Annotated in this window: 10 protein-coding genes; 7 read left to right on the forward strand and 3 right to left on the reverse strand. The window is 65.0% G+C overall.

Going from position 1 to position 12,980, the window contains the following annotated elements; translation table 11 throughout:
* The first annotated feature begins 19 nt into the window (after window positions 1–19).
* From AC1C2O_RS15625 to AC1C2O_RS15650, 6 genes are all read left to right on the forward strand, one after another.
* Entirely contained in the window at window positions 20–1,555 is a 1,536-nt protein-coding gene (locus AC1C2O_RS15625) for an extracellular solute-binding protein (RefSeq protein WP_495431357.1), read from the forward strand.
* Between the two features lie 57 nt (window positions 1,556–1,612).
* Entirely contained in the window at window positions 1,613–2,581 is a 969-nt protein-coding gene (locus tag AC1C2O_RS15630) for an ABC transporter permease (protein ID WP_495431358.1), read from the forward strand.
* Window positions 2,581–3,462: a carbohydrate ABC transporter permease gene (locus AC1C2O_RS15635; protein ID WP_495431359.1), complete on the forward strand. Its 882-nt coding sequence runs from the start codon at window positions 2,581–2,583 to the stop codon at window positions 3,460–3,462. Before AC1C2O_RS15630 ends, AC1C2O_RS15635 begins: the two co-directional genes overlap by 1 nt.
* The gene (locus AC1C2O_RS15640; protein WP_495431360.1) at window positions 3,459–4,106 is read left to right on the forward strand and encodes a DUF1961 family protein; all 648 of its coding nucleotides are present in this window, start codon (window positions 3,459–3,461) and stop codon (window positions 4,104–4,106) included. Before AC1C2O_RS15635 ends, AC1C2O_RS15640 begins: the two co-directional genes overlap by 4 nt.
* A complete protein-coding gene (locus tag AC1C2O_RS15645; RefSeq protein ID WP_495431361.1) occupies window positions 4,103–6,742 on the forward strand; it encodes an exo-rhamnogalacturonan lyase family protein in 2,640 nt (879 codons plus the stop codon). Before AC1C2O_RS15640 ends, AC1C2O_RS15645 begins: the two co-directional genes overlap by 4 nt.
* A gap of 72 nt (window positions 6,743–6,814) precedes the next feature.
* A complete protein-coding gene (locus AC1C2O_RS15650; protein WP_495431362.1) occupies window positions 6,815–7,780 on the forward strand; it encodes an aldo/keto reductase in 966 nt (321 codons plus the stop codon).
* A 68-nt stretch (window positions 7,781–7,848) separates the two neighbouring features.
* Here the strand turns inward: AC1C2O_RS15650 and AC1C2O_RS15655 are convergent, their stop codons facing one another.
* A complete protein-coding gene (locus AC1C2O_RS15655) occupies window positions 7,849–8,826 on the reverse strand; it encodes a hypothetical protein (RefSeq protein WP_495431363.1) in 978 nt (325 codons plus the stop codon).
* Window positions 8,827–8,931: 105 nt separating this feature from the next.
* A complete protein-coding gene (pgm, locus tag AC1C2O_RS15660; protein WP_495431364.1) occupies window positions 8,932–10,575 on the reverse strand; it encodes a phosphoglucomutase (alpha-D-glucose-1,6-bisphosphate-dependent) in 1,644 nt (547 codons plus the stop codon).
* A gap of 133 nt (window positions 10,576–10,708) precedes the next feature.
* Here pgm and pheA point away from each other — a divergent pair, with 133 nt between their 5' ends.
* A complete protein-coding gene (gene pheA, locus AC1C2O_RS15665) occupies window positions 10,709–11,650 on the forward strand; it encodes a prephenate dehydratase (RefSeq protein WP_495431365.1) in 942 nt (313 codons plus the stop codon).
* 188 nt (window positions 11,651–11,838) lie between these two features.
* Here pheA and AC1C2O_RS15670 read toward each other — a convergent pair whose 3' ends face one another.
* Entirely contained in the window at window positions 11,839–12,885 is a 1,047-nt protein-coding gene (locus tag AC1C2O_RS15670) for an LLM class flavin-dependent oxidoreductase (RefSeq protein WP_495431366.1), read from the reverse strand.
* Between the last annotated feature and the right edge of the window lie 95 nt (window positions 12,886–12,980).

Genomic DNA, 12,980 nt, shown 5'->3' on the forward strand with positions numbered 1-12,980 from the left:
CACGAACGAAGGAGTTCACATGAAGCACATCAGAAAGCTCAGCGGTCTGGCACTCGCCACCGCCGGTGCCGTCGTCCTCGCCGGATGCTCAGCAGGAGGCTCAGGCGGAGGTGAAGGTGAGACCGCCGAACTGAAGAGCCTGTCGATCATGGCACCGTATCTGGTCACGAACGCTCCGGCCGAGGGCAATGAGATCCAGGCCGCCCTCGAGGACATCGCCGGTGTCGAGCTCGACATCAATTGGGTGCCCAACTCGTCGTACCTGGACAAGACCAACATCACGCTCGCCGGGGATGACATCCCACAGGTCATGGTCATCCAGGGCAAGGACCCTGGGTTCGTCCGCAACGCAGAGGCCGGCGCCTTCTGGGATCTCACGGAATACCTGGACGACTACCCCAACCTGAAGACGACCTTCCCCGAGGTGCAGGAAGCCGCGAGTGTGAACGGCAAGGTGTACGGCGTCTTCCGCGCCCGCGACGTGATGCGCGCAGCCGTCATCATCCGCAAGGACTGGCTGGCGAACGTCGGGCTTGAAACGCCGCAAACCACGGAAGACCTGTATGAGGTCGCCAAAGCCTTCACCGAGCAGGATCCAGACGGCAACGGCGTCGACGACACCTACGGACTGATCATTCCCAAGTGGCCGGGCGCGATCGGCAGCAACAGCCCGTATGACGTGATCGAGACGTGGTTCGGCGCTGGCAACCGGTGGACCGAGCGCGACGGCGAACTGGTGCCGAGCTTCACGACCGATGAGTGGCTCGACGCGGTGGAGTACGAGAAAGAACTCGTCGACGGCGGCTACGTGAACCCCGACTACGCCACCTTCGACTCGGCGACGTGGAACGAGCCCTTCCTCAATGGCAAGGGCGGCATCATCATCGACGTGCACTCGCGTGCAGGCGTGCTGATGAACCTGTTCAAGGAATCTGACCCTGACGGCTTCGACCAGTACGTCGACATCGCCGGAAACCTCACCGGACCCGAGGGGGAGCTGAACGCCCACCCGACCACGGGCTACAGCGGATTCCTGGCCATTCCGAAGACGAACGTGCGCACCGAAGCCGAGCTGCGCGCAGTGCTGGAAGTCCTCGACAAGTTGAACTCGACCGAGGCGGGGCCCATCCTCAACAACGGTATCGAGGGGGAGACCTACACGCTGGACGGCGAGCTCGCTGCTCCCATCGACGACGCCCCGCAGGAACTGAAGGATGCCGTGCTCAGCTACAGCCAGCTGGGTATGAACGTCACGGGCTTCCAGGGTTACCTCCCCAAGCAGGCGACGGAGTACGAGCAGGAGATGTACGACAAGCGCAAGGAGATCGAAGCCTCGGACTCCGAGAATGCGAGGTACGACGAGGCAGCGGCCTATGTCTCAGAGACCTACGTCTCCAAGGGCGCCCAGCTGGACGTCATCGTCTCGGATGCGCGGATCCAGTACATCGCCGGTCAGATCGACCTCGACGGTCTCAAGGACGCGGTCGCGCTGTGGCGCAGCAGTGGCGGAGACGACATCATCGCCGAGATCAACGAGCTGAGCAGCCAGAACTGACCGAATGAGGGGCGGATGCGAGTTGCATCCGCCCCTCCCGCACCGACAGGAGATCGCGTGGTCGTTCTGGACTCACCCGTCACACAGACGGAGGCTCTCACCGTTCCGCCGCTGAAGCGTCGTCGGGGCGCACGAGTGCATTTCACCCAGTTCAAGTGGCTGTATCTGATGCTGCTGCCTGGACTCATCTATTTCGCGGTCTTCCGGTACGGGCCGATGGGCGGCGCGGTCATCGCGTTCAAGGACTACGTCCCCTTCCTCGGTATCGCCGACAGCCCCTGGGTGGGCTTCAAGCACTTCGAGGATCTGTTCGCCAGCCCCGATTTCGGGCGCATCATGACGAACACCCTGATCCTGGCGCTGCTGAGTGTCGTCGTCGCCTTCCCGCTGACGATCGTCGTCGCGCTTCTACTCAATGAGCTGCGCGTCAACATCGTCAAACGCTCCGTGCAGACGCTGATCTACATCCCGCACTTCCTGTCGTGGACAGTCGTCGCGTCGCTGACGTATCTGCTGTTTGCATTGGACATCGGCCCATTGACGCAGCTGATCAATGGTCTGCTCGGAACGGAGACCAGCTTCCTCACCGACCCGGCCTGGTTCCGCCCGATCATCGTCCTGCAGGACATCTGGAAGAACACCGGCTGGGGCACCATCATCTTCCTCGCCGCGCTCGCGAGCGTCGATCAGGAGCAGTACGAGGCGGCGATCATCGATGGGGCGGGGCGTTTCCAACGCGTCTGGCATGTGACGCTCCCGGCCATCCGCCCCACGATCATCATCCTGCTCGTGCTGCAGATGGGGCAGGTGCTCAACACCGGTTTCGAGCAGATCTATCTGATGACGAACTCGCTGAACCGTCAGGTCGCCGACGTCTTCGACACCTACGTGTATTTCATGGGCATCACCCAGGGCTCCTATAGCTACAGCACCGCGGTCGGCCTTTTCAAGGCGGTCGTTGGTGTGGTGCTGATCTTCGGGGCGAACTGGCTCGCCAAACGTTTCAACCAGACGGGGATCTTCTGATGGCACGCGAGAAGTACCGGTTCAACACCCCGGGTGGCAAAGTCTTCGACGTGTTCAACGTCGTTCTGCTCACGGCAGTTGGTGTCGTTGCGCTGATCCCGTTCGTCTATGTCATCGCTGGCTCCTTCGCCACCGAACTCGAACTCGCTACCCGGTCGTTCTTCGTGTGGCCAGAGACGTTCAGCCTGCGCGCCTACGAGTCGATCCTCACGAGCCCCACGTTCCTGCGCGCGATGGCGACGACGATCGGGGTGACGGTGGTCGGGACGCTGATCCAGCTGTTCCTCACCGCGTCGATGGCGTATCCGCTGTCGAAGGGAAACCTGCCAGCGCGGCGCACGCTGCTTTCGCTCATCGTGTTCACAATGGTCTTCTCCGGCGGCATGATCCCGACGTTCCTCGTCGTCAAGGATCTGGGGATGCTCGACACGTACTGGGCGCTGATCCTGCCGATGGCGATCAATCCGTTCAGCCTCATCATCATCAAGAACTTCTTCGAGCAACTTCCGGCTGAGCTTGAGGAATCAGCGAAGATCGACGGAGCGAACGAGATGCAGGCGCTGTGGAGCATCATCCTCCCGCTCTCCAAGCCCGTGCTCGCCACCTTCGCGCTGTTCTACGCCGTGGGCATCTGGAACGACTTCATGTCGCCGCTGCTGTACCTCAACGACAACTCGATGTGGACGCTGCAGATGTTCCTGCGCCAGGTCACGGTCGCCACTGATCTGTCGATGCTGGAGGCTGGCCCCGGTCAAATGCCTCCAGCGCAGGGCATCAAGTTCGCCGTTATTGTCGTGGCGACCCTGCCTATCCTGCTGTTCTACCCGTTCCTGCAGAAGCACTTCGCGAAGGGGATGCTGATCGGTTCGGTGAAGGGATGACGGCTCTGCTGTATGCGAATCCGCTGGTGTCTCCTGGAGATCTGGCCGGCTGGGTTTCCGAAGGGCCGATGGTCGCGGCGGCGGAAGAGGACGGCCTGATCCTCTCCAGCGGCGGAGAAATCGATGAGCACTGGACACTGTGGTGCCCGGAGGTTTTCGGTGATCGCATCCGCATCACCTGGGAGATGTCCCCGCGCAGCGAACCGGGTCTTGCCATGCTGTTCTTCGGTGCGGCTGCGGTGGGTGGCGGCGGGATCTTCGACGATGGACTCGCTGCGCGAAAGGGCGTCTACCCGCAGTATCACTCCGGCGATATCCGCACCCTGCATGTGTCCTACTTCCGCAGGCGATGGGAAGACGAACGCGCCTTCCATACCTGCAATCTGCGCAAGTCGCCCGGGTTCCATCTGGTCAGTCAGGGTGCCGACCCCCTGCCGTCCGTCGACGACGCACGCGGAGCGTTCTACCGCATCTGCGTCATCAAAGACGGTGCCCGCGTGACTTTCTCGATCGACGACCTCGTTCTCTTCGACTGGGTCGATGACGAATCAAACGGACCACGGGTGCGCGATGGCCGCATCGGATTCCGACAGATGACCCCGCTGACCGCCTGCTACCGAAACCTTGAGGTGCATTCGCTATGACCGTCCCCGCCACTCCGGCCGTCCCCCTGCGCTGGCTCGATGACGTCGCCCCGGCGGTGCTGCCCTCGGGTGTCACCTGGGGTGCACCGCTTCCGCGCGGGAGTGTCGCATCGTCCTCGGAACTTCGCCTTCGCCGCGATGGCGTGAACGTGCCCGGACAGTTCTGGCCCCTCGCGACCTGGCCCGACGGGTCGGTGAAGTGGACGGGCGCGGCGCTCGGCGCCACGGACGTTGTCGGCGAATACGAGATCGTGGCAGATGCCGCATCCGAGGCTCCTGAGCACGAACGGCCGGTGCGGGTGCGCCGCGAGGCCGGCGCGGTGGTCGTCGACAACGGTGTGATCGCGGTGGAGATTTCCGTGCCCGAGCAGGGCGGTTCGGTCGACGCGCTCATACGGAAGATCACGCGAGACGGTGCCACGATCGCCGAGGACATCCGTCTGGTCAGCTTGCGGCAGGACGAGATCGCGGAGGACGGCGGCAGCGCGCCGCGGGAGCAGTTCCGCTCGCGCATCTCACTGGTCGATGTCGAGCAGGAAGGCCCTATCAGGGCTGTCGTGCGGCTTGAGGGCACGCACCGGGCAGAGTCGGGAGAGCGGGAGTGGCTGCCGTTCATCGTGCGACTCGTCCTGGTCGCGGGCTCTGCGGAGATCCGCGTCGTGCATACGGTGATCTGGGACGGCGACGGCGAGGTCGATTTCCTCACCGGTCTCGGTGTCAGGGCAGGGGTACCGCTGCGGGCAGCGCTGCACGATCGGCATGTCCGGTTCGCCGGTGCTGATGGGGGCTTCTTCTCCGAAGCGGTGCGCGGGCTCACCGGCCTCCGCCGCGATCCTGGTGCAGAGGTGCGTGCCGCACAAATCAGGGGAGATGCGACGTCGCCGACCTCCGGATGGAACCCGGAAGTATCAGAGCGGCTGGATCTCATTCCGGCCTGGTCAGATGCCACGCTCACCCAGCTCAGCGCCGACGGCTTCGGCATCCGCAAGCGCACCGCCCCTGGGCACGCGTGGATCAGCGCGGGCGCAGGCACGAGGGCCGAGGGCTTCGTCTCGGTCAGCGATCCGGGTGGCGGGCTCGGCGTCGGAGTGCGGAGCTTCTGGCAATCGCATCCTGGTCAGCTCGACATACGGGGCGCGGCATCTGAACGGGCGGAGGTCACGGCGTGGCTGTACGCGCCGGAGGCGCAGCCGATGGACGTCCGGTTCTATCACGATGGTCTCGGGCAGGATGACTTCGCAACGCAACTCGAGGCGCTTGAGATCACCTACGAGGACTACGAGCCGGGCTTCGGCGAGGCGCAAGGCGTCGCGCGCACCCACGAGCTCACGCTGTTCGCCTACGCAGCCACCCCGCCGATCGAACGCGCAGCCGACGACGTGGCGCGGCTGCAGACTCCTCCGCTGCTGCAGCCGACTCCCGCGCACCTCGATGCCGTGGGTGTGTTCGGTGACTGGGCGCCGATCGATCGGTCGACACCGCTTCGAGGGGAGATCGAGGACAGCATCGACTTCCTCCTGGACTTCTATCTCGGCCAGATCGGGCAGCGCAGCTGGTACGGGTTCTGGGACTACGGCGACGTGATGCACGCGTACGACGCCGACCGTCATGTCTGGCGTTACGACGTCGGCGGCTATGCCTGGGACAACAGCGAGCTCTCACCCGATCTGTGGCTCTGGTACTCGTACCTGCGCAGCGGTCGCGCCGACGTGTTCCGACTCGCAGAGGCGATGACCAGGCACACGGGCGAGGTCGACGTCTATCACCTCGGTCGTTGGAAGGGGCTCGGATCACGGCACAACGTGCAGCACTGGGGATGCAGCGCCAAGCAACTGCGCATCAGCAGCCCGATCTACCGGCGCATCTTCCACTACCTGACCGCGGACGAGCGAGTTGGCGACCTGCTCACCGAACTGCGGGACAGCGACCAGCGTTTCCTCGACACCGATCCCACCCGGAAGGTGCGAGCGGATGCCGCGACCTACCGCCCGGATCGTTCGGCGCTCGCCGTCGGGCTCGGGACGGATTGGGGCGCGCTGGCTGCGACGTGGCTCACCGATTGGGAGCGCACCGGCGACACGCGCTCCCGCGACCGGTTGCTCGGCACCATGGCCGACATCGGTGCTCTTCCACACGGATTCCTCACCGGCGAGGCGCTGTACGACCTGGACACTGGCCGCTTCGACACGAGTCGCGACCGCATCTCGGTGTCGCATCTGAGCGCAGTGTTCGGGCTCGTGGAGGTGTGCAGCGAGCTGATCGACCTTGTGGACGTACCTGGATTCCGGGACGCGTGGCTCGATTACTGCCGCCTGTATCTGGCAACGCCGGAGGAGCAGACAGCGGCGGTCGGAGCTCCGCTCTCCGGCATCCATCTCGAACAGGCGCACAGCCGACTGACGGCGTACGTCGCTGCAAGCACCGACGATGCTGCGCTCGCCGAGCTGGCCTGGCAGGCGTTCGAAGGGGTTGGGGAATGGCTCGTCCACCGTCGCGATCTCACGCTGAATCGGGTGGGGGTGCCGCACGTGCTCAACCCAGTGGATGAGGCACCCAGCGTGTCGACCAATGACGCGGCCCAGTATGGGCTGGCGGCGATCCAGAACCTCGCGTTGATCGGGGATCGCCTTGGATGATCTGACCAGAAAATTGGCGAGCTCCGTGGGTACACCGCCCCTGGCAGGGATGCGCACAGAGGAGAAGACAAAGTGAAGTACACCCGACTGGGCCGCTCCGGCGCGCAGGTGAGTCGCATCGCCGTGGGAACCATGAATATGGGTCCTGTGATCGGCGAGGATGAGTCATTCGCCATACTCGACCTCGCGTTTGAACGCGGCGTGACCTTCTTCGACACCGCCGACGCATACGGGGGACCGCCGTGGGGACCGGAACCCGGCCAGACGGAAGCTCTGCTCGGCCGGTGGATCTCGTCCCGCGGCGTGCGCGACCAGGTGGTGCTCGCGACGAAAGTCCACGAGGTCATGGGCCCCGGTGTGAATGATCGCGGATTATCGTCGCTGCACATTCGCAGCGCCGTGGAGGCTTCGCTTCGGCGTCTGGGGACCGACAGGATCGATCTCTACCAGATGCACCACATCGACCGCCACGTCCCGGTGGATGAGGTGCTGGATGCTTTCACGCGGCTGCGCGACCAGGGCAAGATCGTCTATCTGGGCTCGTCAAACTTCGCTGGTTGGCATATCGCTCAGTACCAGGAATTGTCAGCCGCCTCACATCGGCTGCCACTCGTCACCGAGCAGTCTGTATACAGTCTGGCGAATCGGACGGTAGAGCTGGAGGTCGTTCCGGCAGCTTCTGCCTACGGGATGGGTTTGCTTCCGTGGTCACCTTTGGCTGGCGGAAGACTGGCGGGCGTGCTCCGCAAGACAGACACAGCACGAAGCGATGCTTCGAAGCTTGGTGAGCATCGCGTACAGATCGAACAGTACGAGCAGTTCGCCGACGAGCGCGGGATCGATCCGGCCGTCCTCGGAATCGCGTGGCTACTGCACCAACCGGTGGTCACCGCGCCCATCGTCGGTCCCCGGCGGATGGAGCATCTAACCAGTGCCCTCGCCGCACTGGAGGTGACGCTGAGCGAAGAGGATCTAGATCGGCTCGATCGCATCTGGCCGGGCCCGGGCGGCCCAGCCCCGGAGGCGTACGCCTGGTAGCAGCCAGGATCTGCTTCGACCGGGATCCGCCTATCGAAGCGGAGACCGGAGATTCACCAGTGACGATGTCAGATGAAGGGGCGCACGTCGAGGATGGATCGGAGGGAGAATCCGCCGGTATCGATCGCGTCGGGTAGTTGCACCGCGAGTTCGGCTACCAGCCCGACTCGCGCCTGGACGACGTGTAGATCACCTTCCGTGGCATCCGGAGCCGACAGGGCGGCGGCAGCGCGGTCGGCGAGCGTCTCACACGCCGCCGTGACCTCCGCTGCGCGGTGACCTTCGCGCGCCGACCGACCCACTGAGTAGACCCAGTCAAGCTGCCGGAATCCCCACGCGTCGAGCGAGCTCTCCTCGGACGGCAGTACGGTCGCTGTCTCGTGCAGAAGCAGAAGCCCCGTGTCAACGACGCCAGATGGATGCGGCCACCCGCGCCCGAGCCACTCGTAGAGAAAATGCATGTGGAAACTGCATCCGAGATTTCCGAACAGTCCTGGGTCCTCGCCGACAGCCCCCATTCGATCGCGGAGCCAGAGTCCCGTGTCGTTATCGGCGTGCTCGTCCAGCCAGCCCAGATAGTGGTCAAGCCAATGGGTCCGATCGTTCTCTTCAGCCCCAGCGCAGACGACGCCGATGGCGAGGAGCCCGGCCGCATCGTGGGACGCAGGCCACGGCTGATCCCAGTCGAGTCCGGCGAGGAACGGGGCTGCCGCCTCCGCGCGCAGCAGGTGTTGTAAGCGGGCGGGGGCAGAAGGCAATTCTCCGAGCACCATGAGTGTCGTCAGTCCGGTGGCCGCGCGGTGGATTTCGCCGTGAGTCGGATCCGCGAACAGCCCGTCTGCTGTCGCGAACGAATTCACTGCGCGGCGCAGATCTGCCGCCTCGGGACCCGTGGGGCGGTCGCCGAGCGCAATCCTGATCCCGACGGCCGCTGCTGTTCCGTACAGATCCGCGGCGGTGCCGCCACGGTGACGGGTATATCCGCCTTCCCGGCGGCTCTCAGAAACCCGCTCGCGAGCATTGCGAAGAAAACGGTCGAAGCTCAATGCGCTGACCATAAATCACCGTTCTCGGGAGGGCTCGTCGCGAGCACAGTTGGTTTCGCAACAGCGTCTGGCGCCGGTACGGGGCCGATGCAGGGGAGCGGTAGCTCAGCCGCCCAGCGCCGCCGACACCACAGCGCGAGCCTCGGCCTGCACCTCGGCGAGATGTTCTGCTCCGAGCAGGCTCTCGGCGTAGAGCTTGTAGACGTCTTCCGTGCCGGAAGGACGAGCTGCGAACCAGGCGTGCTCGGTCTGCACCTTCAGCCCGCCGATCGCTGCACCGTTGCCTGGCGCGTGCGACAGCTTCGCGGTGATCGGCTCACCCGCGAGCGAGGTCGCCGCGACGGCATCCGGGGTGAGCTTTCCGAGCGTTGCCTTCTGCGCAGGCGTTGCCGGAGCGTCGACGCGCTGATAAGCGGATGCTCCGAACGCCAGCTCGAGTTCGGCATAGCGCTCTGACGGACTCTTGCCCGTGACCGCGATGATCTCGGCGGCGAGCAGGCACAGCAGGATGCCGTCCTTGTCGGTCGACCAGACGGTGCCGTCCTTGCGGAGGAAGGATGCTCCGGCAGACTCCTCGCCACCGAATGCGACCGAGCCGTCGAGCAGTCCCGGCACGAACCACTTGAATCCGACCGGAACCTCGAGCAGACGACGACCGAGAGACTCAGCGACCCGGTCGATGATCATCGACGAGACGAGAGTCTTGCCGATCGCGGCATCCCGTGGCCAGGCATCGCGGTGCGAGAACAGGTAATCGATCGCGACCGCGAGATAGTGGTTGGGGTTCATGAGGCCGGCATCCGGAGTCACGATGCCGTGCCGGTCGGCGTCGGCGTCGTTTCCGGTGAGCACGTCGAAGTCGCCCTTCTTGGCGACGAGGGATGCCATCGCGTTGGGCGACGACGGATCCATCCGGATCTTCTCGTCCCAGTCCAACGTCATGAAACGCCAGGTCGGATCGACCTCGCGGTTGACGACGGTCAACTCCAGCTCGTATACCTCTTTGATCAGCGCCCAGTACTCGACGGATGCGCCGCCGAGCGGATCGGCGCCGATGCGGACGCCGGCGTTCTTGATGGCATCGATGTCGATGATCGTGGCCAGGTCGCGCACGTAGGCGTCGCGGAAGTCATAGCTCGGCAGGGCATCCCAGTCGATGTCGGCGAAGCTCTTCGATTTGATGGCATCAAGGCCTGCCTCGATGAGTTCGTTTGCACGGTTCGCGATCCAGCTCGTGGCGTCAGTGTCGGCGGGGCCGCCGTGCGGCGGGTTGTACTTGAACCCGCCATCGCGCGGAGGGTTGTGCGACGGGGTGACGACGATGCCGTCCGAGCGGCCGGCAGCATCCGCCGACAGTTCGCGGTTGTAGGTGAGGATCGCGTGGCTGAGCGCCGGAGTCGGTACGTAGGAGTCGCGTGAATCGACGCGCACCTCGATGCCGTTGGCGACGAGCACCTCGATGGCGGTGCGCTCGGCTGGCAGGGAGAGGGCGTGAGTGTCGCGTCCGAGGAACAGCGGACCGGTGATGCCCTGCGCACGGCGGTAGTCGACGATCGCCTGAGTGGTGGCGAGGATGTGCTGCTCATTGAAGCTGTTCGACAGCGATGAGCCGCGGTGACCGCTCGTGCCGAAGGCGACGCGCTGAGCCGGATCACTCGGATCCGGGCGGCGGTCGTAGTACGCGGCGATCAATTCGTCGACGTCAATGAGGTCACTTTCCTCCGCGGGGAGGCCGGCACGGCTGGTCATGGTCCCAGTCTGCCCCTTTTTCCTCCTCCCCGACATCCCGCGAAACTTCACATGTGTCATGAATATCCCCGGCGTCGAGGACATAGGTGAAGTCTCGCGGCGCGGGTGAGGCAGGAGGGCTAGGGTAAAACGCGTGACTGAACGTCGTACCTACAGCTACCTGGGCCCTGCGGGCACCTTCACCGAAGCGGCACTTGACCAGGTGGCCGAGGCGCGAGGTCAAGACTGGCGTGCGGTGCACAACGTCGGCGAGGCTCTCGCGGACGTGCTTGAAGGGCGCAGCTACGCGGCGATGATTGCGATCGAGAATTCCATCGAGGGTGGCGTCTCCACCACACAGGATGCTCTCGCAACGTTGCCCGGGCTGCGCATCGTCGGCGAGTATCTGGTGCGCGTGAACTTCGTGCTGGTCGCTCCGCGCGGCACGAAGCTCGAGGATGTCACAGTGATCGCGGCGCATCCGGTCGCCTACGCCCAGTGCCACGGCTGGCTGGGCGAGAATCTTCCGAACCACTCGCACTTTCCGGCGGCCAGCAATGTGGCATCCGCGATCGGCGTACTTGATGGCTCATCGCCCGCGCAGGCGGCGATCGCTCCCCCCGGGATCGTGCAGCACTACGACGTTGATGTGCTGGCATCCGAGATCGGCGACAACTCTTCGGCCGTCACGCGCTTCGTGCTCGTGACCCGCACCACCACTCCGCCAGATCCGACCGGCGCTGATAAGACCTCCCTGATCGTCGAGCTTCCCAATGACCGACCCGGTGCGCTGCTCGACATGCTCGAGCAGTTCTCGACACGTGGCATCAACCTGTCGCTGATCGAGTCCCGCCCCATCGGAGATGAGCTCGGGCGCTACCGATTCGTGCTCGACGCCGACGGTCACGTGCAGGATGAGCGGATGGCGGATGCGCTGCTCGGCATCCGTCGGTTCAGCCCGCGCGTGGTGTTCCTCGGTTCGTATCCTCGTGCCGACCGTCGGATCGTGCACTACCCGGACCGCTACTCGGATGAGGTGTTTGTCGAAGCGCGCGACTGGCTCCGCGGGCTTCTCTCCGGCGCGCCGGAGGAGTAGTCGGGCTGTTCCGCCGGGAGGGGTCGTAGCCTGCCGCTTCAGGATGCCGAGGGCGACCAAGTGCGACCCCTGACCGTTGGGGGCGTTTGATGAGGTGGCGCGTTTTGCCGCTATGTGTCGATTGAAGCGGCCAGGTGCGACACCTGAGGCTCGAACGTCAGGATGGCGGACCCGGCCGGGCGCAGCCCTTACAGCGCTGCGGCGATGAGCTCCAGCGTCTGGGCGCGGCCAGCCGGAGAGTCCTTAGGCTCGGCCTCGTAGACGCCGGCCACGGGGGAGATCATGACCTCGTCGACGCCGTACTTCGCGGCGAACTCGCGCGTCTCGGCGGCGACGGACTCGCCAGTGCCGACGAACCAGCGCGCACGCCCGGCCTGGACGGCCTGATCGGTGGCGGCATCCGGTGTCGCAGCAAGCGCCTCTTCCACGGTCTCGAGTGCGGTCAGAGGCTTGTTAAGGCGCAGCCGCGCCATCATCCGCAACTGCGGGAGTGCACGCGCCTCGGCCTCGGCGGCGGTCGGTGCGGCCACCACGTTGACGGTGAGGAAAGTGCGCGGCTCTGGATGCTCCTCGCTGGGCTGGTATCCGGTGCGGTACAGATCGAGAGCACGCTCGAGGCCCTGGCCGGAGAAGTGGTTTGCGAACACGTAGGGCAGACCATGGGATGCCGCGAGCTGAGCCGAGTAGTCGCTTGAGCCCAACAGCCAGATCTCGGGAGAGCTGGTCGCGGAAGGTGTGGCATGCACGGTGTACTCGCCGCCGGACGTGAAGCGCAGGGTCGCACCGTCGCCCGCGAGGAACGCGGCGATGTCCTGCACGTGGCGCGGGAACTGCTCGACATCGCTGGTGGTGCCGGAACCGCGCAGGAGCTGGGTGATCACCGGGTCGCTTCCTGGCGCACGGCCGAGGCCGAGGTCGATACGTCCCGGCGCGATGGCCTCGAGCGCAGCGAACTGCTCGGCGACGATGAGGGGCGCGTGGTTCGGCAGCATCACGCCGCCAGAGCCGAGTCGGATCTGCTTCGTGCGCCCGGCCGCGGCGGCGATCAGAACCGGAGGAGTGGTGGATGCCACCGCCGGCATGTTGTGGTGCTCGGCGAACCAGAAGCGGCGGTAGCCGAGCCGATCGGCGATCTCGGCGAGCGAGAGTGACGCTGCGATCGCCTCACTGCTGGTCTGGCCGGTGCGCACCGGGACGAGGTCGAGTACAGACAGGGCGGGGGCTATAGCAGTCATCCTTAGGTGCAACGCCTGGCGATCGTCCCACATTCCCCGCGTGGCAACCGCGTGATGACAGCGCGTGCGATGCCGACGCCGGGTAAGGTGACGTC

Source organism: Microbacterium sp. Y355, assembly GCF_059445345.1.

Coding starts and splice junctions, on each gene's coding strand:
- AC1C2O_RS15625 (WP_495431357.1), top strand. CDS start 20: ATGAAGCACATCAGAAAGCTCAGCGGTCTGGCACTCGCCACCGCCGGT.
- AC1C2O_RS15635 (WP_495431359.1), top strand. CDS start 2,581: ATGGCACGCGAGAAGTACCGGTTCAACACCCCGGGTGGCAAAGTCTTC.
- AC1C2O_RS15640 (WP_495431360.1), top strand. CDS start 3,459: ATGACGGCTCTGCTGTATGCGAATCCGCTGGTGTCTCCTGGAGATCTG.
- AC1C2O_RS15645 (WP_495431361.1), top strand. CDS start 4,103: ATGACCGTCCCCGCCACTCCGGCCGTCCCCCTGCGCTGGCTCGATGAC.
- pgm (WP_495431364.1), bottom strand. CDS start 10,575: ATGACCAGCCGTGCCGGCCTCCCCGCGGAGGAAAGTGACCTCATTGAC.
- AC1C2O_RS15670 (WP_495431366.1), bottom strand. CDS start 12,885: ATGACTGCTATAGCCCCCGCCCTGTCTGTACTCGACCTCGTCCCGGTG.